Genomic DNA, 25,802 nt, shown 5'->3' on the forward strand with positions numbered 1-25,802 from the left:
AAGCATCCAGGATACAAGCCCCCGGATTCATTCCGAAAGCAGACTCAGGACCCAGAAATAAAAAACCTGTATCCGAGGAAACTTGCCCCCCGAATTTATCCGTGGGGTCAATGCTTCAATTCTAAAATCTAAAATCTAAAATCTAAAATCTAAAATCGATTGACGCAAGTGGTTACATTTTTTGCTAGACTTGTTATCCGAGAAATAGTATTTACAAGGATGGCTAGGGATGTCAGCAGCCGCGCAAGTAACCGACTCTACCTTTAAGCAGGAAGTGCTCGATAGCGAAGTTCCAGTTCTAGTGGATTTTTGGGCTCCCTGGTGCGGGCCCTGTCGGATGGTGGCACCCGTCGTAGACGAAATTGCCCAGCAATATGAAGGGCAGGTCAAGGTAGTAAAAGTTAATACCGACGAGAATCCTAACGTGGCCAGCCAATACGGTATCCGCAGCATTCCGACGCTGATGATATTTAAGGGGGGTCAACGTGTGGATATGGTGGTAGGGGCAGTTCCGAAAACTACTCTAGCCAACACTCTGGAAAAGTACATTTAACTGAATTGCGAGCGGTTTCGCGCTGTTCTTTGTGGGCCGCGAAAGCTAACTCGCTTCAGAACCGGGGCAAAGCTACGGGAAAAGTTATTAGTGGTCAGCAGGGCAATTTGCTGGTGGCTATTGGCTTCTAACTTTGGCTTGCCCCTTAATTTTTGGTAGCGACAATTTGTTATCGTTTCGGAAAAATTCATGATTCGTTCTGGGTCTGGTCAAGGTTTTGAGTCCCTCCAAGCTGAATTGATCGATTTGCTCGATCGCTTCCCAATGTTAAAGCACTCTGAGTGGATCGAACGATCGCTCTCTACTATAGTGCAAATGGCCGGAGAGGAGCTCGATCGCCTAGACTGGAAAATTATTGCGGCGTCGCTCCGAGATATGGAGAGCGCTTTTGAGATGTTTTATCCTTACCGACACGTTCGCAAAATTGTGATTTTTGGTTCGGCGAGGGTGTCACCGCAATCGGCAGAATATTTGATGGCCAGAGACTTTGCGCGGGCGATCGCCCAGCAGGGGTTTATGGTGATTACTGGCGGCGGCGGGGGAATTATGCAGGCGGGGAACGAGGGGGCGACTGCTGAACGTTCTTTTGGTCTGAACATTCAGTTACCTTTCGAGCAGAGTTCTAATCCTTTCATTGCCGGCGATCCCAAATTGCTCAATTTTAAATATTTTTTCACTCGTAAGTTATTTTTTCTCCGGGAGAGCGATGCTTTAGCTCTGTTTCCGGGCGGTTTTGGCACTCTGGACGAGGCTTTTGAGTGTCTGACTTTGACTCAAACTGGCAAGTTCGGGCCGGCTCCTTTGGTATTGATCGATCGACCGGGAGGAGATTATTGGCACGATTGGAATTATTTTGTGCAAAAACAATTGCGGGGCAGGGGTTTGATTTCACCCGACGATCGCAGCCTGTATACGATTACGGACGATATAAATGTCGCTTGCGAGGCGATCGGTAGTTTTTATCTGGTTTATCACTCCTGCCGGTACGTGCGCGAAAAATTGGTAATTCGCTTGAAAACAGAGCTTTCTGAGGAGAATGTCGATCGGCTAAATACTGATTTTCGCGATATTGTTGTCACCGGAAAAATTGAAAAAAGTCAAGCTTTGGAACCGGAAATTGGAGATGCAACTTTCGATCTGCCCCGCCTAGTTTTGCATTTCAACCAGCGGGATTTAGGGCGGCTTTATCAGCTAATTGCTGCTATTAATCAAATGGGTGCAGCATCACCCGCCGCAGCGCATCCAGCACAAAAGTAGTTATTAGTCATCAGTCATTAGTCATTTGTCATTAGACTTGTAGGGAATGAGAATTAAATAACTTGCATTTTTTGTAGGTTGGGTTGAGGCACGAAACCCAACGCCACGCTTGATTGTTGGGCGGAGTGAAACGGAGGGTTCGTTCCACGGGCCCAACCTACGAAGTTATTTAATCCACGATCCTAGGGTGCGTCAGGCTTTCGTTAGAGAGCGATTATTAATGGTTGAGATCTCAGACGCACCATACTCTATGTGTCAATTGCGTAAGTCCTAAGAAAGTGAAAAATCAAGGGTAAAATGTATGGCTTACAGCGATTTTAGTTTGGCAAGCGTCAAAAAAGCTTTGAATTTAACGATTTCGCCGAGGCAAGATTTGTTTTCGGCCGTACCTGCTTTAGAATGCAGCAATCATTTAACAGAAACTTTAGCTTATAATGTTCCTTTTGCTCTGGCGAGTAATACGGAAAAATCACGCTCAGAAATGATCATTACGCCGATATTACTGGAACTTACCAAACAGTTTCCCGATCGCATTAGTTTGTTTTCGGGAGTCGATTTTACGGTTGACAGCGACTTGGGATTAAACGGCAGTTGCGATTTTCTGATCAGTCGATCGGTAGAGTTCCTGATTATTAGCGCGCCGGCGATTTTAATCGTTGAGGCTAAAAAGGAAAATATTAATGCTGGGTTGGGTGAGTGCGTAGCGGAAATGTATGCAGCTCAACTGTTTAACGAACGGGAGGGAAATCAGGTATCGAGGATTTATGGGGTTGTGACAACGGGAGAAATTTGGAAGTTTTTAATGCTGGAAGGGCAAGCAGTTCAAATAGATTTATTGGAGTATTTTTTGAATCAGGTTGATAAAATTTTGGGAATTTTAGCGATGGGCATTCAAAATGGGTAATTGGGAATTGGGCATGGGGAATTGGGCATTGGGCATGGGGTAATAGGTAAGCAGTAAAAACAAATCTAAAATCTAGAACCGCATGACTCAATATGCTAGACATCCTGCTAATGACAACTTTAGGATTTCTCGGTAGTTTCGGGCACTGCGCTGGGATGTGCGGCCCGCTGACAATGGCGTTTTCTCTTTCTAATTCCGGCAACGATAAATTAGCTGCTTTCCGCTTTCATTTGCTGCTAAATTTGGGGAGAATTGCTGCTTACGCTTTGGTTGGTGCTGCAATTGGCGGACTGGGTTCGGTGTTAATTGCTGGCGGACTTTTGGCAGGTACGGGTAGCGAATTGCGGCGGGCGATCGCACTTCTGACGGGCACCATGCTGATTTGGTTCGGAGTAGTGCAAATTAAACCGAACTTGCTGCCGGGATTGCCGCTGCTGCACCCAATGTCGCACGATCGAGTCGGACAAGCAATGAGCAAGCTTTCGGCACAAAAAAACTGGTGGGTGCCGGTTGCTTTGGGTTTGCTTTGGGGTTTGATTCCCTGCGGTTTCCTCTATGCGGCGCAGATTAAGGCGGCGGAAACGGGAAATTCGGTTTTGGGTGCGGCGACGATGCTGGCTTTTGGACTCGGCACCTTGCCAACTATGCTGGGAGTGAGTTTTTTTGCTGGCAGATTGAGCGCGGACAAGCGCAGTCAACTGTTTCGTGCGGGTGGGTGGGTGACGATATCGATCGGGATTCTTACCTTGCTGCGAACCGATGAAATGGTTGATTTTACTGGCCACGCAGCGCTGCTGTGCTTGATGCTAGCACTGTTGGCGCGTCCGGTGAGCAAGTTTTTACCGCAACTGCTGCGCTACCGCCGCGCCTTGGGTGTGGGCGCGTTTGTCCTAGCAGTCGCCCACACGTTTCATATGCTGGATCATACGCTGAAATGGAATTTTGACGCGCTATCTTTTATGTTGCCGCAGCATCAGTTGGGAATGGCGGCTGGGATGACGGCGCTGCTGTTGATGTTGCCGGCGGCGGTTACAAGTTGCGATCGTCTTCAAAATTTTTTAGGCAAGCTGTGGCGAATGCTTCACCTGTTAAGCGTTCCAGCTTTGTTGCTGTGCGCTGTACACGCGGCACTCATCGGTTCCCACTATCTCGGCGGCTTTGAATGGAAGTTGCACAATCAACTGCTGACAGCCGTGTTAGCGGTGGTTGTGGTATTAGTTATGTTTGTGCGATCGCGCTTATTTTGGTCAGTTTTATCACTAGAAAATTTCTATGTTTCCCCTGTCAAACAAAAGTAAAAGTTTAGGATTGTTAGTATTTTTGGGAGTGCTAGTAGAAGCAACAATTCCCAGTGCGCCGCAGTTAAACTCGATTTCAGTTTTGGCGCACGAAGTCGAAGTATCGGGAGATGTAGCCGCTACCTTTCACCTAGAACCCAACCACAATCCCCGCGCCGGACAGCCTGCGAGAGTGTGGTTTGCGCTGACTCGCAGGGGCGGTCAAATTATCCCGCTAGAGCAGTGTAATTGCAAATTGGCTGTTTATCCTAAAAATCGTAAAGAGGGGGATAAGCCGCTGATGCAGCCGCTTTTAACCGCCATATCTGCCGAGAAATATCAAGGGATTCCGGGAGCTGATATCGTGTTTCCCAAGGCTGGAATTTACGAACTTGAATTGAGCGGAACAGCCAAAAACAAAGCTAATTTTAAACCCTTTAAACTGAGTTATACAGTCACGGTTCGCTAAGATAATCTTTCCCTCACCGAACATAAATCTTGTAGGGGCGGGTAAACCTGCCAATAAATGCCTAAAACCCACAATCTCACAAACCCGCCCCCACCCAAAGGCAAATCATAATCTACCTATTTTAACATACCAGAAAATACAACCCAAATCTGTATAAAACCTTAAAAATTGCCAACTCTACAAATTGTCACAAATTTTTACACTACATTATAACCAGTGTCCATTCTTGATCTCGTGGAAACAAACCTCTTTTGAACTGAGCAAAGGATATAACGATGGATATCTTATCTAACACCGTGGCCCTATCACGGATGCAATTTGCGCTAACCGCCATATTCCATATGCTGTGGCCAGTTCTGACTACGGGAATGGGAATTTATCTGGTAATTGTTGAAGGAATGTGGCTGAAAACTCGCAATCCCGACTACTACCATCACGCTCGTTTTTGGTCTAAACTCTACGTCCTCAACTTCGGTATTGGAGTAGCTTCAGGAATTCCGATGGAATTTCAGTTTGGCACGAATTGGGCACCATTTTCCGAAGCAGTAGGTGACTTTTTTGGCAGCATTTTAGGCTTTGAAGCTTCAATGGCATTTATGCTAGAAGCCGGCTTTTTAGGCATTATGCTGTTTGGTTGGGAGCGCGTTAACCCGATCGTCCATTATTTCGCTACAATCATGGTAGCCTTCGGCGCTAACCTATCCACAGTCTGGATTTTAGTCGCTAACTCTTGGCTGCAAACTCCTGCAGGCGGAGAAATGGTCAATGGCAAGTTTATTGTCAGCGATTACTTTCAAGCAATTATGAACCCCTTCGCATTAAACAGCATTCTTCATATGTTTTTTGCGACGTTAGAAACTTCCCTGTTTGTCATTGGCGGAATTAGCGCTTGGTACATTCTCAATAAGCGCAACCAAGCCTTTTTTTCCAAGTCTTTAAAAATTGCCATAGCGACAGCAATCGCCGTTGCACCTTTGCAGATATACATCGGACATTTGAGCGCCGAACAAGTCTATCACTATCAACCCACTAAATTAGCAGCAATCGAAGCTAAGTGGGAAACTTCACCAGCGGGAGAGTCCGCAGATTGGACTTTGCTAGCTTTGCCTAATGAAAAAGCCCAAAAAAATGACTGGGAAATTAGTGTCCCTAATGGCTTAGGCTACGTTCTGGAATTCAAACAAAAACTCTCCGAACCCGTACTCGGATTGAAGGAATGGAAGCCAGAAGATAGACCCCGGATGGTGGGTTTAATCTATTATTGTTTCCGCATCATGTCCGGGATTGGATTCTTCTTTTTAGGACTGATGCTGTTCAGTATAATTCAGTGGATGCGAGGCAAACTTTCTGCTGAAAATATTAGCAGTCAACCTTGGCTGATGCGCGCTTGGGTATTAGCTGCTCCCCTGGGATATATTGCTGTAGAATCGGGTTGGATTGTCCGCTGTGTCGGCAGACAACCGTGGGCTTTATACGGGCAAATTCGCACTGCTGATGCGGTGTCAAACATCCCCGCCAGCAATGTTCTAACTTCTCTTAGTTTCTTTGCAGTTATTTACAGCTTTTTGTTTGTTTGTGCCTTGTATTTTGGCAGCCGAATTATCCGCCAAGGGCCTAATTTAAGTCTGCCTGTGCCTGGTTTAGACAATGAACCTGCCATCGAAAGTCAACCCGCAGAACACATTCCCGATCAACGTCCCTTAGAAGCACAACAATAGGAGATTTTATGCAAGCTTTGGAGCATTTTCTCCCACAAGTTTGGTTTGTAGTTTTGGCTTTGTTTCTCCTGCTATATGTCATGCTAGACGGTTTTGACTTAGGAGTAGGCATCCTCTCTCTGACTGCTTCCGACGAGGAACGCCGGGGCATTTTAATGACGAGTTTAGGCAACGTTTGGGACGCGAACGAAACGTGGCTGGTTTTAATGGGAGGCGCTTTATTTGGCGCATTTCCTCTCGCTTACGGCACGATTTTGACAGCGCTGTACATACCGATTTGCATGATGCTTTTTGGTTTGATATTTCGGGCTGTAGCCTTTGAATTTCGCGAGCATTCTAATCGCAAATTATTCTGGAATTATGCCTTTGGTGCTGGCAGTTTTTTAGCAGCTTTAGCTCAAGGATTTGCCCTAGGTGCGGTGCTCGAAGGCATTGCGGTTGATGAAGCCGGTCACTTTGTGGGGACTACTTGGGATTGGCTGGATTGGCGATCGATCTTGGTTGCTTTGACGCTGATTCAAGGCTATGTTTTGATCGGTTCAACCTATCTAATTATGAAAACGGAGGGCGAACTGCAAACAAATCACTATCGCACGGCTAAAATTGCGGCGGTGACAACTTTAATCGGAGCGATTTTAATTACGATCGCCACTCCGATTTTTTACGAAACTGCTAGATCCAGGTTGTTCGAGAAACCGCTAGTTTATGTCTTTGCCACGATTCCTTTGTTGGGAGTGCTGTTGGTGGGACTGCTGCTGAAAAGTCTCGCAAGCAAAGAAGAACGCACGCCGTTTGTCTGGACGATTCTGATTTTTTTGCTGACTTTCATCGGCTTGGGATTGATTGTTTTTCCCTACATTATTCCCTCGCAAATCACGATTTACCAAGCCGCAGCTTCGCCCAGCGCCCTGGTATTTATGATTGTGTTTATGGGCATTCTGATCCCGATTATGATTTTTTACAACATCTACAATTATGTTGTGTTTCGGGGTAAGGTTGTCGGCGGCCACTACGGGGAATAAAGAATAATAAAACCGCAGATTTAAGTCAATCTACGCAGATAAGCTCAACTCTATATCCTGGTTTATCTGCGTATATTTGCGGTTAGAAATTACAAATTATTGTTTTCTGATACCATCAGAAATTACGCAACCATACTATACATAACATAGCGCAAATAGTGCAGCATAGGGAAATGAACTGGTTGAGAATTAGCGATCGCACGTCATACGATTTGAAATTTAAGATTTGAGATTGCTCGCACGGATGAGTCCGAGGGCTTGCGATGTGGAGGTGCAGCTTTTTCCACAGGTACACGGATGAATCCGGGGGCTTGTGACCAAATTGCTTGATTGTCAAATAATAGTTGATACACATAGGGAAAAAATTACAGTTAATTCTGTCCCTAGCGAGGGTGCAGAGTTGGCGATCGCTATCTTTGTCAAATAATAAAATACAATGGAACGGAATGGAATTTTTAATTTAACTGTTGTATAATATAGGGTCAACAAGTTATGGATGCGATCGCAAATTTGTCAGGTTATCAGATTACAGAGCAACTTTATGCAGGTACACGTACCCTAGTCTATCGAGGCATCCGTACCCGCGATCAATACCCAGTCGTCATCAAACTGCTGCGAAACGAATACCCCACCTTCAACGAGATCGTCCAGTTTCGCAACCAATATACCATTGCCAAAAATCTCGACTTCCCTCACATCGTCAAACCCCTGACGCTGGAAGTATACCAGAATAGCTATGCCCTAGTAATGGAGGACTTTGGCGGAGTCTCCCTATCTACTTATCTCCAAACAGCAACAAATCAAACCCAACCATCTCCAGCTTTACCTTTAGCAGAATTTCTCCAACTCGCCATACAACTAACAGACATTATTCACTATCTCTACCAAAACCGAGTCATTCACAAAGATATTAAACCCGCTAATATTCTCATTAATCCCGATACCCAAGAAATTCAACTAATTGACTTTAGTATTGCATCCCTCCTACCACGAGAAACCCAAGAAATCCAGAACCCTAATATCTTAGAAGGAACATTAGCCTATCTCTCCCCCGAACAAACAGGACGGATGAATCGAGGCATTGACTATCGTAGTGACTTTTATTCCCTGGGTGTGACTTTTTATGAATTGTTGACAGGAAATTTGCCATTTATCTCGGATAATCCGATGAAATTGGTGCATTGTCACCTCGCAAAACAGTCGATACCGATCCATCAAATAAATCCCGAAGTTCCCCTAATTTTATCGAAAATTGTCAGTAAGCTGATGGCGAAAAATGCCGAAAAACGCTATCAAAGTGCATTAGGACTAAAGCACGATTTAGAAAAGTGTTTATTTCAGTTACAAAAAACAGCCAAGATAGAAGATTTTGAACTCGGAAAGCGAGATATTAGCGATCGCTTTACTATCCCCGAAAAGCTCTACGGTAGAGAAAAAGAAGTTGAGCAACTATTAGCTGCCTTTGAGCGAGTCAGCCTGGGAGCAACAGAAATGATGCTAGTAGCAGGTTTTTCGGGAATTGGGAAAACCGCCGTTGTCAATGAAGTTCATAAACCCATAGTCCGTCAGCGCGGTTATTTTATCAAAGGCAAATACGATCAATTTCAACGCAACATTCCCTTCAGTGCATTTGTGCAAGCCTTCCGCGACTTAATGGGTCAATTGCTATCAGAATCGGATACCCAACTGCAAACATGGAAAACCCAGATCTTAGCAGCAGTGGGAGACAATGGACAAGTCTTGATTGACGTGATTCCTGAGTTAGAACGTATAATTGGCGCTCAACTTCCTGCAACAGAATTGTCAGGAAGTGCCGCCCAAAATCGCTTTAATCTGCTAATGCAGAAATTCGTGCAAGTTTTCACGAGCAAAGAACATCCTTTAGTGATGTTTTTGGATGACTTGCAATGGGCGGATTCAGCATCCTTGAATTTGCTACAATTATTGATGATCGATACAGGATATTTATTAGTATTGGGGGCATTTCGAGATAATGAAGTTTCTCCCGTGCATCCATTTATCTTAACAGTGGATGAGATAGTTAAAACGGGGGCAACAGTGAATACGATTACTTTGCAAGCGTTAAGCCAACCAGATATGAATTTGTTGGTGGCGGATACGCTGAATAGCGAATCATCCCTTGCCCAACCTTTGACAAAGTTAGTCTATCAAAAAAGTCAGGGAAATCCTTTCTTTGCCACTCAGTTTCTCAAAGCATTACATAACGATAAGCTAATTAGCTTTAATTGGGATATTCGGCATTGGCAGTGTGATATTGCCCAAGTCAAAGCCTTAGCAATCACTGATGATGTGGTGGAGTTTATGGCGTTGCAATTGCAGAAATTGCCCCAAGCAACTCAGGATGTGATCAAATTAGCTGCTTGTATTGGATCGCAGTTTGATTTGAATAAGCTGGCGATTGTTTCAGAAAAATCCCTAGAAGTAACAGCGGGAGATTTATGGAAAGCATTGGAACAAGGCTTTATTCTGCCTATTTCTGATGTCTATAAGTTCTTTACTCAGACTGACATAATATCGACGAATCAAACCGCTATCAATGCGACGTATAATTTTTTGCACGATCGCCTCCAGCAAGCGGCCTATTCCATGATTCCTGAAGACCAAAAACAAGCCGTCCATTTGAACATTGGGCAATTGCTGCTCGATCGAACTTCACCAGAGCAACTTGATGAGAAAATTTTTGCGCTTGTCAGTCAATTTAATTTGGGAATCGATCGAATTGTGTTACAGGAGCAGCGAGACTATGTAGCAAACCTCAATCTTATGGCTGGGCGTAAAGCGCGGCTCTCGGCTGCTTACCCAGCATCAGCTCAATACTGTGAGATAGGGCTGCAACTTTTAGCCACTGACAGTTCTGATCAATGGATCAGACAGCCCCTTCTTACTTCAGAACTCCACATTGAAGCTGCTAATTCAGCCTGTCTGATTGGCGCATTTGAGCGTGTAGATGCTTGCGTCGAGGAATTTCTCCAGCATAAGTCAAACCCCCTAGAACAAGTTAAAGCCTTAGAAATAAAGATTCAATCCTTGATTGCCCGCAATCAATTATCAGAGGCAATTCAGGTGGCACGGGCAATCCTTCAAGAGTTGGATGTTGAGTTGCCAGAACATCCCACCCAAGACATGGTAGCCCCTGCTCTCAATGCTATTCGCGATCGACTGATGAGTGTGGATGTAATGAATTCACCAAGGATGAGCGATCCACAGAAGCTGGCTGCAATGAATATTCTCAGCAGTATGGCTTCAGCAGCCTATATGGGTTCGCCAGCACTCTATCCCTTGATTGTACTCAAACAAATTGAATTGTCACTTCAGTTTGGAAATGCGATCCAAACACCCTATGCTTATTCAACCTATGGACTAATTCTTTGTGCATTTGGTGGGGAAATTGTAGCCGGAAATCGTGCTGCTGATATCGCGATCGCCTTGATGGAAATGTTGAAAGCATCGAGTTTTAAAGCGAAAATTTTCAATTTAGTTTATCCATTTGTTCGCATTTGGCAGGAGCCAATTCATACTGTACTGATGCCTTTGCTCGAAGGCTATCAAGCGGGCTTGGAAACGGGAGATTTGGAGTTCGCCGCTTACTGTGCCTATAACCGCTGTCAACTCGCTTATGCTGCGGGAAATGAACTTCTACAACTGGGGCAAGAGATGCAAACCTATGCTCTTGCGATCGCCCAACTCAAACAAACAACTGCTCTGAACTTTCACCAAATTGTGCAACAGGCAGTCTTAAATTGGACAGGTGAAGCCGACGATCCCCAGAAACTGGTTGGAGCAGCTTACGATGAAACCACACGATTACCTCAGCATAAATTAGCAGGAGATACTTACTCTATCGGGAGCGTCTATGCTCATAAATTGATTCTGGCTTACCATTTTGGGCAACCCCAAGAAGCTCTGGAAATGGCTCAAATTGCCGAGAAAACAATTGGTGCCATTATCGGAACTGTGTTCTATGGAGTCTTTTATTTCTATCATGCACTGACGCTACTGGCAAACACGAACACCTTGCCAATTAGTGAAGCGGTTACGAAGGATCTTGAGCAACTTACGAATTGGGCAACTCATGCACCCATGAACTTTGCCCACAAATGCGATTTAATTCGAGCCGAACAGCAGCGAGTTTTAGGACACAAAGCAGAGGCGATCGACCTCTACGATCGCGCGATTGCTGGAGCCAAAGTCAACGGCTACCTTCAAGAAGAGGCACTCGCCAACGAACTAGCAGCGAATTTCTACCTCAAATGGGGCAAAGAGAAAGTGGCAGCCGGATATATGCAAGAAGCCTACTACTGCTATGCCCGATGGGGAGCTAAAGCCAAAATAGACGATTTAGAAAAACGTTATCCTCGCCTACTTGGTATTATCCTTCAGCAAGCTCAATCCTTTAGTTCCTTTAAGGAAACGATCGCCCGGGGAACGATTACTTCTACTCAATCTTCTAGCAGCAACTCTGATTTTCTAGATTTGCCTACTCTGATCCAAGCCTCTCAAGCCATTTCTGGGGAGATTGAACTAGATAAACTCCTGACTACTCTCCTAAAAATAGCGATCGCGAATGCTGGCGCCACTAAGTGTGTCTTATTGCTCAAACAAAAACAGTATTTACAGGTAGCGGCTCTTGTAGCAGAGGGACAGGAACCTGAGCTATTACCATCAATACCTCTAGAATCCAGTAAGGATGTAGCAATTAGTTTGGTTAACACTGTCAAGCGTAGTTTGAAACCTTTGCTAATAGTTGATGCTAGGGTAAGTTCCCAGGTTGCGAGCGATCGCTATATTGAACAGCACCAGCCGATCAGTGTTCTTTGCATTCCAATTCTTAATCAAGGGCAGTTGATAGGAGTTTTATACCTGGAAAATAATCTGACCGTAGGCGCGTTTACTAGCGATCGCATTGAAGTGCTAAATTTGCTGGCTTCTCAAGCTGCTATTTCCTTAGAAAATGCCCGTTTGTATCAAGAATCTCAACAAGCATTTACCGATCTCAAACAGGCACAAATAAAAATGGTTCAAAGCGAAAAGATGTCAGCATTGGGAAACTTAGTGGCTGGGGTTGCTCACGAAATTAATAATCCAGTGGGTTTTTTGGTTGGTAATATTCAACCCGCCTTAGATTATATCAAAGATTTGTTTGGATTGCTCGATTTGTATGAACAAAAATATCCGCAACTCGATCCAGAAATTCAAGAAGAAATTGAGAACATCGATCTTGACTACATCCGGGAAGATTTACCGAAATTAGTAGGTTCGATGCGGGAAGGCGTGAAGCGGATTCGGGATATTAGTACCAGTCTACGGACATTCTCCCGTGCCGATACTAACTATCCCGTAGCTTGCAATATCCACGATGGCATCGATAGCACCATTATGATCCTGAAACATCGCCTCAAGGCTAACGATACTCGTCCAGAAATCAAAGTGATTAGGGAATATGGGAATTTGCCACCAGTGGAGTGTTATGCCGGACAGTTGAATCAAGTATTTATGAATTTGTTAGGTAATGCGATCGATGCTTTGGAGGAATCAAATCAAGGGAAACCTTATGCAGAAATTGCCAATCAAATTACCATTAAAACCGACGTTGTAAGCGATAAAAAACAAGCGATTATTTGCATTAAAGATAACGGTGTGGGCATGACTGAGGCCGTGCGAGAGAAGATTTTTGATGAGTTATTTACTACCAAAGAAGTCGGGAAAGGTACGGGGTTGGGATTGGCGATCGCTCGTCAAATTGTGGTAGAGAAACATGGAGGGGCGATCGAGGTAAATTCGGTATTAGGAGAAGGGACGGAGTTTACAATTTTATTGCCGATGAAAGGATAAGACTATTATCTTGATAGAACGCCATCTTTCTCTTGAAAAGTGAAAAGAATAAAACCGATAGAGTCTGTAGGCTGGGGATTTCGGAGTTTTATTTTCCTCAGACTAGATCAATAAAAGTGTATACTTACTTACAAGAGTCAATATCTGAGATGGGGTAATCCAGATGAGTGCAGCAGTGGATTTGACGAACCGAATTTCGGGATATCATCTGGTTGAGCAACTATACTGCGGTTCGAGAACCCTAGTTTATCGAGCCATCCGAGAAACAGATCAGCTTCCGGTTGTCATTAAACTATTAAATCGAGACTATCCCAGCTTCAGCGAACTGCTGCAATTCCGCAACCAGTATACCATCGCCAAAAATCTACGTCTGCCTGGAGTCGTTGAGCCCTACAATTTGGACTCCTATCGCCACAGCTATGCCCTAGTAATGGAGGATTTTGGCGGTATTTCTCTACGAGACTACGCCCAAGAGGTCTCGCTGACTCTAGCAGAAATATTAGAAATAGCCATTCAAATAACTGACATCCTTCACGGACTGTACCAAAACCGAGTCATCCACAAAGATATTAAGCCAGCTAACGTCCTGATTCATCCCGAAACTAAACAAGTCAAACTGATTGACTTTAGCATCGCCTCCCTACTTCCGAGAGAAACTCAAGAAATTCAAAATCCCAACGTCTTAGAGGGAACCCTCGCCTATATTTCTCCCGAACAAACCGGACGAATGAACCGAGGTATTGACTACCGCACCGACTTTTATTCCCTAGGAGTTACATTTTACGAACTGCTGACAGGAAAACTGCCATTTGAATGTGACGATCCGATGGAGTTAGTTCACTGCCATATTGCCAAAAAACCTCCTTCAATAAACAGCCAAGAAATCCCGCAGGTAGTTGCGGATATTGTCATGAAGCTGATGGCAAAAAATGCCGAAAAACGCTATCAAAGTGCCTTGGGATTGAAACATGACTTAGAAAGGTGTTTGCAGCAGTGCCAAGAAACTGGAAACATTGAAACTTTTGAGTTAGGAACGCGGGATATATGCGATCGCTTCCTGATTCCCGAAAAACTTTATGGTCGAGAAACCGAAGTACAAACCCTGTTGAATGCCTTCGATCGCGTGGCCAATGGCACATCAGAATTAATGCTAGTCGCTGGGTTCTCCGGGATTGGAAAAACGGCTGTAGTCAACGAGGTACATAAACCGATTGTCCGGCAGCGCGGCTATTTCATCAAAGGCAAATTCGACCAGTTTAACCGTAACATTCCCTTCTCGGCATTTGTCCAGGCATTCCGCGATTTTATGGCACAATTACTGAGTGAAAGTGATGCCAAAATCCAAGAATGGAAAACTCAAATTCTCGAAGCGCTCGGTGACAACGGACAAGTCATTATTGAAGTCATTCCCGAACTAGAACGGATTATTGGACAACAACCCCCAGCCCCAGAAATATCTGGTGTTGCGGCTCAAAATCTCTTTAATTTGCTCTTCCACAAATTTATTGCGGTCTTCACGACAAAAGAGCATCCCTTGGTGATGTTTTTGGATGACTTACAATGGGCGGATTCGGCATCGCTGAAGTTAATGCAGTTGCTCGTCAATGAGTCGCAATTGGGTTATCTATTGCTGCTTGGAGCCTATCGGGATAATGAAGTATCACCAAGCCATCCCCTGATGTTGACCTTAGATGAAGTGAGGAAGGCAGGAACCACACTCAACACTATTACATTAGCACCGCTTGCCCAAATCAGTTTAAATCAATTGGTAGCGGATACGCTAGTTTGTGATCCTAAGTTGGCACAACCGCTGACAGAATTGATCTATCAAAAAACTCAAGGAAACCCATTTTTTGCAACGCAGTTTCTCAAAGCCTTGTATCAGGATGAATTGATTACTTTTGAGATCCAATCGGGACATTGGCAGTGCGATATTAGCAAAGTGAGAGAGGCAGCACTGACCGATAATGTAGTGAAACTTATGGCGCAGCAGTTGCAGAAATTGCCCCGAGAAACTCAGTCTGTTTTGAAATTAGCCGCTTGCATTGGCAACCAGTTTGACTTAGCAACATTGGCAGTTGTTCTAGAAAGTTCTGAAACTGAAACTGCAACGGCGCTATGGAAAGCGTTACAAGAAGGTTTGGTTTTGCCCCAAAGTGAAGTTTATAAGTTTTATGTAGGAATAGAACAGAATGTTTCTCAACCGATTTCTCGAACGGTTGCCTATCGCTTCTTGCACGATCGCGTCCAGCAAGCGGCTTATTCCCTGATTCCCGATGACAAAAAGCAAGCCACTCATCTCAAAATCGGGCAGTTGCTACTACAAAATTCCGCCGACGTAGAACGCGATGAAAAAATATTTGAAATTGTCAGACACTTGAATCAAGGGAAAGATTTAATAGTTCAACCAAGGGAGCGCCAAGAATTAGCCGAATTAAATTTAGTGACAGGGCGGAAAGCCAAAACTTCTAACGCTTATGCTGCCGCAACGGTATATTTACAAACAGCGATGGAGTTACTGACAACAGACTGTTGGCAAAATCAGTATGAATTGACCCTAAATATTTACATCGCTACTGCCGAAGCTGAATATTTAAACCTTAACTTTGATAAATCATTAAAATTAGCTGAATTGGCGCTGACAGCAGTCAAGAGTTTACTCGAAAAAGTGAGAATTTATGAATTACAAATGCAGATTCATATTGCTCAGCAAATAGAAATGCTTGCCGCAGTAGAGATTGGGTTAGAAGTGTTAGAAAAACTATCAATCTCTTTACTAACAATTGACTTGGAAAAGGATTTAATAATTGATTTACCCAATCTTGACGATTTAGATAATTTGCCACTTATGACAGATCCATATAAGCTGGCAGCTATGCAAATTTTAAGAACACTCTGTACTCCTGTATTTGTAGCAAAGCCAGAGATTTTTCCGCAATTAATCATCACCATGATTAAGTTGTGTATTAAATATGGAGATTCAGCAATATCATCTTTTGCCTATGGTTTTTACGGGTTATTATTAGTAGGATTAGGTCAATTAAATAGAGGTTATCACGCAGGTTTAATTGCCTTAAACTTATTAGATAAGTTCAACGCTAAAGAGCTAAAAGCCCAAGTTTATAACTTGTTTAATGGCAATATTCGCACTTGGAAAGAACCAGCCAAAAATAGTGTGGAACCTTTGCGAGAAGGACTACAAGCAGGGCTAGAAGTAGGTGATTTTGAATGGGGTGGATATTGTGCTGCAAATTTGTGTAGTTACTTATTTTTTACGGAAGATAACTTAGAATCAGCCATCCAGCAACAAGAATTTTATGGTAATTTTTGTATTAACTTTAAACAAGAAAGTTCTACGCATTTCTCGCAAGTATGGCGACAATTAGGTTTGAATTTACAGGGTAAAGCCGCAGATCCCCTATTATTGATCGGTAAAAGCTTTGATGAAGAGAAAAGTTTGCCCCGAATTATTGCTGCTAAATCGGGAATAGTTTTATTTATGTTTTATCTGGCTAAAACTATTCTAGGTTACTTGTTGGGCGATAGTAGCCAAGCCTTAAAAAATGTGAGTCTAGCACAGGAGCAATCCGGCTCGGCTTTTGGTTTTATGCAAGTCATAATTCTGAATTTTTACCATTCGCTAACATTGTTAAATCTGTATACTGAAGTCACGGTAGATGAACAAAGAAGCTACTTGGAACAAGTCAATGTTAATCAGGAAAAAATGAACTTTTGGGCTGAAAATACACCAGAAATAAATCGGTATAGATCTGAATTAATTGAAGCGGAAAAGGCTAGGGTATTAGGGATTAATTGGCAAGCCATAGAGTTATACGATCGCGCGATCGCAGGAGCCAAGGAAAACGGTTATATCCAAGAAGAAGCGCTAGCCAACGAATTAGCTGCCAAATTCTACCTTGACTGGGGCAAAGAAAAAGTTGCCGCCAGCTATATGCAGGAAGCATATTACTGTTATGCCCGTTGGGGAGCATTAGCCAAAGTTGAAGACTTAGAACAACGCTATCCCCAATTACTTCATCCCATCCTGAATCAGCCCCAACTTCGCTTTAATCCTCTAGAGACGCTGGCAACGATGAGCCACTCTTCGCACACTTCCACCACCAGTAGCACGAGTATTTCCGATGCCCTTGATTTCGCATCTATTGTGCAAGCTGCTCAAGCTTTATCCAGTAAAATTCAGCTTGATGAATTACTCGACACCCTCAACCAAATTATTTTGAAAACTTCTGGGGCAGAAACTTGTGCTTTGCTACTCCCCCATCAAGATGAATGGCAAATCCGGGCAATAACTCACATCAATCCAGATAACCAGACCCCCACAACCCTGCTGCAAACCCAACCTCTGGATAGCTCTGTGGTGATTCCGCTCAAGCTGATTTATTATGTGAAACGCCACCTCGAACCCGTCGTTATTGAAGGTGGCAAGACCGATATTCCGGGTTTAATGAATGACTGTACGCTCCAGTATCACTCTCAGAGTATGCTATGTACTCCGATTCTCGATCGCGGGAACTTAGTTGCGATACTTTATCTCGAACATAGCTCGACGAAAGGAGTGTTTACTCGCGATCGTCTCCTCGTACTCAACTTCCTCTGCACTCAGGCTGCCATTTCCTTAGAAAATGCGCGATTGTATCAACAAGCGCAAGACTACGCCCACCAATTAGAACAATCTCAACTGCAATTAGTGCAGAGCGAAAAAATGTCGGCGTTGGGGAATTTAGTGGCCGGGGTTGCCCATGAAATTAATAATCCAGTCGGATTTATTTCTGGCAATATTCATGAAGCGATCGCCGCCGTCAAAGATATTACAGAATACTTGCAACTCTATAAAGAAAAATTTCCCAGTCCGGGTGAGGAGATTGAAGAAAAAGCTGAAGAGAGCGATATCGAATATCTCTTAGAAGATTTACCCAAAATGTTGAATTCGATGCAAATCGGGTGCGATCGCATTCAAGGTATCAGCACCAGTCTTCGTACCTTCTCCCGCTCCGACAAAGATTATAAAGTTCCTTTCAATATTCATGAGGGAATTAACAGTACGATTTTGATTCTCAAACACAGATTGAAAGCGAACGAACAGCGTCCAGCGATTGAAGTTGTCAAAGACTACGGGAACTTGCCATCAGTTGATTGCTTCCCCGGACAATTAAATCAGGTGTTTATGAATATATTGGCAAATGCCATTGATGCACTGGAAGAATTAAAGCGGGAACCGAGTTTAGAGAAGACTAAAGCCCCAGCCAATTGCATCAGGATTCGGACAGAAATAAAGTCTAAGGAGTGGGTGACGATTCGCATTTCTGACAACGGGCCAGGGATAGCAGATGAGATAAAAGGTCATATTTTTGACCACTTATTTACAACTAAAGGTGTGGGTAAAGGTACGGGGTTGGGTTTGGCGATCGCACGACAGATTGTAGTTGAGAAACACTCTGGTATGCTAGAAGTCAACTCAACTTTAGGTAGAGGTACAGAATTTATAATTTCACTGCCATGTTGAGCATTACCTTGGTAATTTATATCGTTTCCGGTTGCATCGGAATGATTTAACCGCAGAGGCCGCAGAGAACGCAGAGGGAGAGAATACAGAGATGAATAATTCCGATGCTACCGGATTTGATATTATAGCCAATTTGGTGATTTTTATTGAAACTTAAAAGTTTTTTACACCACACTTTACAATTTATAGTGGTCGATAACTTCTGCCCAATTCTTGATACTTCCGTCGCACTAATTTATAAAGGAATCTCGATCGCAAATTCCGTACCTTCTCCTACGGTGGAACGGCAGATCAAGGCTCCTGCGTGTTTTTCCGCGACAATTCGGTAACTGATGGCTAACCCCAAACCAGTGCCTTTTCCCATCGGTTTTGTCGTGAAAAACGGGTCAAATAATCGGCTACGCACGTCTTCTGTCATGCCGATCGCATTATCGGAAATGCGGATGCAAATACTATTTTCGTTCAGGGCTTCTGTGCGAATGCTAATAATTGGTTCCCAATCGTCGCTGCAGGCTGCCGCTCGCCTTTTTTGGTTGCAAGCATCTTCCAAGGCGTCAATACTGTTGCTAAGCAGGTTCATAAATACCTGATTTAGCTGACCTGCATAACATTCAATTAAAGGAATTTTACCGTAATCTTTGATTACTTTAATTTCTGGATAGTCGCCTCTGGCGCGCAGTTTGTTGTGTAAAATTAGGAGCGTATTGTCTATGCCTTCATGAACGTTGGTAGGCTTTTTTACCGAGTCGTCTAAACGCGAGAAATTTCGCAAGCTCAGAACTATTTCGCGAATGCGATCTGCTCCCATTTTCATCGAAGATAATATTTTTAGTAAATCTTCTCTCAAAAATTCTAAATCGATATTGTCAATACATTCTTGAACTTCTACCACGGGCTGAGGATAGTGTTTTTGATAAAGTTCCACAAGCTGCAACAAGTCTCGGATATATTGGCTGGCGTAGGAAATATTGCCGTAGATAAAACTGACAGGGTTATTAATTTCGTGAGCTACTCCAGCTACCATTTGACCGAGACTTGACATTTTTTCGGTATGAATTAGGTGAGCTTGAGTTTCTCGAAGTTCTTTGAGAGCGATTTCTAGCTGCTGGGCTCTGTTGTTGGCGATCGCCTCGGAGAGCCGCAAAGCATCCTCCGCTGCTTTGCGCTCTGTCATGTCAAAAATGGCGCCGTTGAGGGATAAAACTTTACCGTCTGCGTTGAAAAGGGCTTGACCTTTCTCTGCAACCCACCGCACATTTCCGTCGCAGTGAATTAGGCGATATTCGATGATGTAAGGTTGTTTTGTCTTAATAGCCCGATCGATAATTGTCTCGATCTGCTCAACGTCATCGGGATGAACTATACTCGGAAAAGCCTGCACCGGTTTTTGCATAAAGTTAGCAGCAGGATAGCCGGAAATAGCTTCTATGCCACTGCTGATAAAAGTTACGCTCGATCGCCCCGCAGCACTGCACCGGTAAACCGCACCGGGAATGCTAGAAACTAATGACCTAAATTCTTCTTCCCTTTCTCGCAAAGCTGCCTCAATCCGCTTGCGTTCGCTAATGTCACGAGCAAACGCGCACTGATATTCTTTGCCGTTAAATTCCAAATGGTTGATCGTAATTTCTACCGGAAAAATGCGACCGTACTTAGTGAGGTGGTGAACTTCAATATTAACCGAACCGCAGCGTTTTAAGACTTTCCAGTGCAAACTCCAAGCAGTTTGGGGAAAATCTGGATTGATGTCGTGCACGGTCATCGAGAGCAATTCTGCTTCTGAATATCCCAATGAAGTGCAAGCAGCGTCGTTGACGTACAAAAATTTACCGTCGGGCCCGATCCAGAATATCGCATCTGCCGATCGGTCGATCGCAAACTGAGTCAGTTGCAACTTTTCCTCAACTCGGTGGCGATCGGCAATTTCTTTTTCTAACTGTTCATTAAGCGAATTGAGAGCTAAAGCGCGATCGACAATAGTATCTGAAGGGTAAATATCGATCGATTGTTTTGCCAATTCTCCTTTCTGGATATCATGTTGGTGCTGATTTTCTTCTACCTGTTTTAACGACTGTTGTTGAACTTTTTCTTTTTGATTTAAACCAGACTCGGCAAGTGCTTTCGGCATCAGGGCAAGGGCGGTTGCGGCTAAAAGCCAAGAAATCAAAGCACTTGCAGCTTTGAGAGTTACCGACAGCCAATATATCGAATGCCAAAGCGTCCAAACTTCCGTCAATTTAGCCGCGCCCCAGGCAAAAAAAACAACGGCAAACACCCGGAAAATCCTGCGGTGAGAACCTTTGCGGGTAAAATAAACTAAAGATAGGGCGATCGAGCAATAAGCCAGTGCCGTCAGCGAGTCAAAAACAGCGTACAATCGCAACTCCGGCACCACGTTGCAGGCGAGTGTAGAAGATACAGCAAGTGTGGAAAAAAAAATTGTTAATTGTTCTTGCATAAAGTTCAAGAAAAAAATTATCTGTACCAATGCAAATCAGATCAAATCTAATTATTTGATTTCGGCTAGTGAAATATTTACATAATTATATACTTTTTTCATTTTTTATGAAACAGCTATTTTTTCAGGAAATATCAAAACTGTCGAGGTTGGGCCCTGGGAACGAAGCTTTGCCCAAGTATGAGCAATGGTGAGCGTCACGGCTAGCAACGCTTACCTTGCTCCCTGTGACGGAATACATAGGTTCGCGTACTGATTGCTTCAGAAACATTTAAATTGTTAATGATCGCTATTAAATTTTCTTTTAGATTACTTAAGCAGTGAGCCAGAGGTTTTTAACCCCTGGCTCACAGATGGACTAGCAGACTTTTAAGGCAGAGAAAATCTCAATTTTTCCGCTGGAAATCCACAATTAAGCACCGCCCAGCGCCCAATGCACCAAAGTCCGAACTCCAAAACCAGTAGCCCCAGGGCCATTGTAGCCATTTTCTTTGTCAGTCCAAACCGGGCCGGCAATATCTAAATGGGCCCAAGCAGTATCCTTCACAAACTGCTTCAAAAATAGCGCCGCCGTAATCGAACCGCCGGGACGTGGGCCTGTGTTTTTCATGTCGGCGTGCAATGCTTTCAATCCCTCAAAATATTTTTCTTCCATCGGCATTCGCCAAAATTTTTCGCCTGCCAATTCTGAGGCGGCGACTATTTCGGCGGCGACGCTATCTTGAGGACTCCACAAACCCGCGATATCGTCGCCTAAAGCAATTACGCAGGCCCCGGTTAGAGTTGCTAAATCGACAATTGCGTCAACTCCCAATTTATCAGCAAATACCAAAGCATCAGCCAGGGTTAAACGACCTTCAGCGTCGGTATTGTTGACTTCAATTGTTTTGCCGTTGGAAGCTGTAAGGATGTCTCCAGGGCGCATGGCGCGGCCGCTGATCATGTTTTCAGTGACGGCGCTGATAAAGTGAACTTCCACATCTGGTTTGATGTGTCCGATCGCCTTTGCCGCTCCTAAAGTAGCCGCAGCGCCGCCCATATCTATTTTCATCATTTCAATGCCGCTGCCCGCACCTTTGATGTTCAAACCGCCAGAATCAAAGGTCAATCCTTTGCCGACAATTGCTATTTTGCGGCGCGGTGTGCCTTCTGGTTTGTAAGTTAAATGGATGAATTTTGGCGGTAAATCCGATGCTAGGGCAACGCCGAGAAAGGCTCCCATTCCAAGTTTTTCACAGTCTTCCCGCTCCAATATTTCTAATTCTAAACCGCATTCGGCAGCTAGACTTTGAGCAGTTTCGGCCATTGTAATCGGGGTGACAAAATTTGCCGGCGCTGCGACTAATTCCCGTGCCAAAATGACTCCGGCAGTGATTTGGCGGGCGCGGGCGATCGCACTTTCGGTACCGGCAAACCCGAGCAAATGAATTTGTTCGAGTTGCGGGCTTTTGTCTTCCTGTTCCGATTTGAAACGGTTGTCTTGATTCAGGGAGAGTTCTACACCTTCGGCGATGGCGCTTGCTGTAGAATCCGGCGCGTTTTTCCACACCGGAAAGCTAATTCCGAGGGTTTTGCATTTCTCTTTTTTGGCTAACTTGGCGCAAACCCCCGCAGCTTGCCGCACGGTGTCTAATTTTAAGTCCTCTGTTTTGCCCAAACCGACGATCGCAATTTTGCGAATGGGATTATTGCCGCCGACGCGGGTGATGGCGCTCGTGCCCACTTTGCCCTTAAAATCTACTTCCAGTAGCAGCTCTTTCAAAGTGCCTGCAAGCTTTTCATCTAATTGTGCCAGCTCGCCCGTGAGTTCCAAGCCGTCCTCAAATAGACCAATTGCCAGGGCGTCTCCCGTCCAAACAGAGCGGGGCGTATCGGTGACTAGAAATTCCATGTTTTGATTTACACTTTAGATTTTAGATTTTTGATTGTACTTTGCAGTGGGTGGTTTGTGGTTTTTCGTTGGTGCGGGTAAATAGATCGATCGCACAAATTCTCCGCTCCACATCAAAATAAATTCTGCTACTATATCAGCCAAGTCCGCCTGCGATCGGATCTTCCACCAATCTCAATCATCTGTTTGGGGGTTGGCTGTCCGTTTTTGCCCCACTCTTAACATTTATTTCTCGTTGAACAGGCATCCTGCCTGTGATGGCGTGGAACACCCATCCTGCCTGTGATGGCTTTTGACAAACGATGGTTCTCTATATCTTATTCTCTTAAATTTTCCCATGCTAAAACGACGCCGGGCCCGATTTTCTGTTTTAATCAGCGTTTCAGTTTGCGTTATTGCGATCGGCTCTTTGGTTGCTGCGATGAAATTGATGGGTTTGGGCTCATTCCAGAAGGCCGAGCAGCCCCTGGAGGCAGCGAATTCCGAATCGCAAGTCAAGATGCTGGTATCGCTGTCACCGAGCGAGCGATCGGCAAAATTAGTTGAACTCGCAGCTACTCAGTCTGCAAGTACAAACCCACAGCAGCAAATCTCCCCTCAAAGCCGCGCCCGCTACCTGCTTGCCAGCGATTTAATCCAGCAAGGAAATGCGGCCAAAGCATTAAAGTTATTGGACAAATTAGAGCAAGAATATCCGGTTTTAGCTGCTCACATTGCCTTAAAAAGGGCGCAAGCCTACCAATTAAGCGGCGACAAAGGCAAAACTCAAAAAGCTTGGGAGGAACTGCTCAAAAACTATCCGAGCGACCCGGTAGCAGCGGAAGCTTTATATGTTTTAGGCAAGTCAAAACCGGAATATTGGCAACAGGCAATTACTGAATTTCCCGCTCATCCCCGCAGCGTAGAAATTGCTCTCGGCAAGTTAAAAGAAAATCCCAATCAGCCGAAGTTGATGCTGCTCGTAGCAAAACACGGTCATTATGTCAAAGATTACGGGACAATTGTGGAACAACTGGTGCAGCGAAACAGCGCCTCTTTGAAACCGGAAGATTGGGAAGAAATTGCCTTTGGCTATTGGGAAAAACAAGATTATGGCAAAGGAGCTATTGCTTACGGGAAAGCTCCCCGCAACGCTAAAAATCTTTATCGCAAAGCTCGCGGTTTGTGGCTCGACGGAAAAATCCCGGAATCGAGAATTGCCTATCAAGAATTAGTGCGCGAGTTTCCCGATGCCGAAGATACTGGTTTGGGTTTAATTCGGCTGTCGCGGCTGAGCGAACCGAAAGAAGCGATCGTTTTGCTCGATCGAGTTATTAGCAAATTCCCCAATTATGCCCCCGAAGCTTTGTTAGATAAATCGCAACTTCTCGACAAAGCACGCAGTGGTCAATCCGCCTCAGATACCCGCAAGTTGCTCTTGACAAAATACAATAATTCTGATAAAGCAGGCGAATTGCGGTGGACGATCGCCCAGCAGTTTGCCAAAGGCGGAGATTTAAAATCAGCTTGGCAGTGGGCGAGAGAATTAACCACCCACAATCCCGACAGCGAACAAGCTCCAGAAGCAGCATTTTGGGTCGGGAAATGGGCACAGCAACTCGGCCGGCAACAAGACGCCAAGACTGCATTTGACTACACGATCTTACGCTATCCAGAATCATATTTTGCATGGCGATCGGCTGTACTTCTTGGCTGGCCAGTCGGCGACTTTACCACAGTCCGAGATTTGTCTCCCAATGTAGTGCGGCCGCCTCAGCGCCCCGAACCAACTGCGGGTTCTCCTGCGTTGAAAGAACTCTATCAATTAGGTCAAGATAGGGATGCTTGGACCCTGTGGCAAGTAGAGTTTATCGACCGCGTAGAACCAAGTATTGCCGAACAGTTCACCGACGGTTTAATGCGAGTAGGAGTTGGAGATAACTTAGACGGTTTGTGGATGGTTGGTAGTTTGCGACAGCGCGAGAAACCAGATGATAGAACCCAATACCTCGAACTCAGACAGCAACCGATTTATTGGCAAGCACTTTATCCTTTTCCTTACTTAGAAACCATTGTCAAATGGTCGCAACAACGCAAAATAAATCCAGTATTAGTAACCGCATTAATCCGGCAAGAATCGCGGTTTATGCCCGCCATCAAATCATCAGTTGGCGCCACTGGTTTAATGCAAGTAATGCCGGAAACAGCAGCTTGGGTTGCCGCTCAAATCAGCCTCAAAAAGTATTCATTGGAGAATGTGGACGACAACGTTAAACTCGGTACGTGGTATTTGGATCACACTCACGACGAGTACAAGAATAACTCGATGTTAGCTGTGGCGAGTTACAATGCCGGGCCGAATGCAGTTGCAGATTGGTTGAAGAGGTTTAGTTTTAGTGACCCGGATGCTTTTGCGGAAAAGATTCCGTTTCCTGAAACGAAAGGATACGTGAAATCGGTGTTTGAGAATTACTGGAATTATCTGCGGATTTACAATCCAGAAGTTAATCAGTTAATGAGTGAGCATTATGCGGCTTCTCAGAAAAAAGCAAAGTGAATTATTCGTGGTGTGGGGGCGGGTTTATCTAAATTGTTGGTAATCGTTATATCTTTTTGGTGGAACCCGCCCCTACAAAATATGGTTTCGTAGGGGCGGGTTCCACCAACCATAATCGCCCCAAACAAACAATCTCAAAAACCCGCCCCCACCCAACAAACAATCATCATTTACATTGGGGAATTTAATGCAAATATCAGGTTAATGTGAATTATTCGTGGTGTGGGGGCGGGTTTATCTAAGTTGTTGGTAATCCTTAGATATTTTTGGTGGAACCCGCCCCTACAAAATATGGTTTCGTAGGGGCGGGTTCCACCAACCATAATCGCCCCAAACAAAC

Annotated in this window: 12 protein-coding genes; 10 read left to right on the forward strand and 2 right to left on the reverse strand. The window is 44.5% G+C overall.

The window, feature by feature from the left end; translation table 11 throughout:
• Positions 1–229 precede the first annotated feature (229 nt).
• The 9 genes from trxA (at position 230) to QUB10_RS18185 (ending at position 18,577) form a co-directional block, all read left to right on the forward strand.
• The gene (gene trxA, locus QUB10_RS18145) at positions 230–553 is read left to right on the forward strand and encodes a thioredoxin (protein WP_006631199.1); all 324 of its coding nucleotides are present in this window, start codon (positions 230–232) and stop codon (positions 551–553) included.
• A gap of 189 nt (positions 554–742) precedes the next feature.
• Complete coding sequence (locus QUB10_RS18150) at positions 743–1,810, forward strand: LOG family protein (RefSeq protein ID WP_333204260.1); 1,068 nt, start codon at positions 743–745, stop codon at positions 1,808–1,810.
• Positions 1,811–2,111: 301 nt separating this feature from the next.
• Complete coding sequence (locus QUB10_RS18155) at positions 2,112–2,714, forward strand: hypothetical protein (protein WP_333204262.1); 603 nt, start codon at positions 2,112–2,114, stop codon at positions 2,712–2,714.
• Positions 2,715–2,806: 92 nt separating this feature from the next.
• Positions 2,807–4,012, forward strand: coding sequence for an urease accessory protein UreH domain-containing protein (locus QUB10_RS18160; protein WP_333204264.1), 1,206 nt, complete (start codon positions 2,807–2,809; stop codon positions 4,010–4,012).
• The gene (locus tag QUB10_RS18165) at positions 3,987–4,460 is read left to right on the forward strand and encodes a hypothetical protein (protein ID WP_333204266.1); all 474 of its coding nucleotides are present in this window, start codon (positions 3,987–3,989) and stop codon (positions 4,458–4,460) included. Before QUB10_RS18160 ends, QUB10_RS18165 begins: the two co-directional genes overlap by 26 nt.
• 275 nt (positions 4,461–4,735) lie before the next feature.
• The gene (locus tag QUB10_RS18170; protein WP_333204267.1) at positions 4,736–6,178 is read left to right on the forward strand and encodes a cytochrome ubiquinol oxidase subunit I; all 1,443 of its coding nucleotides are present in this window, start codon (positions 4,736–4,738) and stop codon (positions 6,176–6,178) included.
• 8 nt (positions 6,179–6,186) lie between these two features.
• Entirely contained in the window at positions 6,187–7,200 is a 1,014-nt protein-coding gene (cydB, locus tag QUB10_RS18175; protein WP_333204269.1) for a cytochrome d ubiquinol oxidase subunit II, read from the forward strand.
• 492 nt (positions 7,201–7,692) lie between these two features.
• A complete protein-coding gene (locus QUB10_RS18180) occupies positions 7,693–13,053 on the forward strand; it encodes an AAA family ATPase (RefSeq protein WP_333204271.1) in 5,361 nt (1,786 codons plus the stop codon).
• A gap of 163 nt (positions 13,054–13,216) precedes the next feature.
• Positions 13,217–18,577: an AAA family ATPase gene (locus QUB10_RS18185; RefSeq protein ID WP_333204273.1), complete on the forward strand. Its 5,361-nt coding sequence runs from the start codon at positions 13,217–13,219 to the stop codon at positions 18,575–18,577.
• 235 nt (positions 18,578–18,812) lie between these two features.
• Here the strand turns inward: QUB10_RS18185 and QUB10_RS18190 are convergent, their stop codons facing one another.
• Positions 18,813–21,035, reverse strand: a complete 2,223-nt coding sequence (locus QUB10_RS18190; RefSeq protein WP_333204276.1) for a PAS domain S-box protein — start codon at positions 21,033–21,035, stop codon at positions 18,813–18,815.
• 412 nt (positions 21,036–21,447) lie between these two features.
• Positions 21,448–22,926: a leucyl aminopeptidase gene (locus QUB10_RS18195; protein ID WP_333153386.1), complete on the reverse strand. Its 1,479-nt coding sequence runs from the start codon at positions 22,924–22,926 to the stop codon at positions 21,448–21,450.
• A gap of 337 nt (positions 22,927–23,263) precedes the next feature.
• Between QUB10_RS18195 and QUB10_RS18200 the strand changes: the two genes are divergently transcribed.
• A complete protein-coding gene (locus tag QUB10_RS18200) occupies positions 23,264–25,462 on the forward strand; it encodes a transglycosylase SLT domain-containing protein (protein ID WP_333204278.1) in 2,199 nt (732 codons plus the stop codon).
• Positions 25,463–25,802: the final 340 nt, after the last annotated feature.

It is taken from the genome of Microcoleus sp. B5-D4 (genome assembly GCF_036705145.1).
Taxonomy (GTDB): Bacteria; Cyanobacteriota; Cyanobacteriia; order Cyanobacteriales; family Microcoleaceae; genus Microcoleus.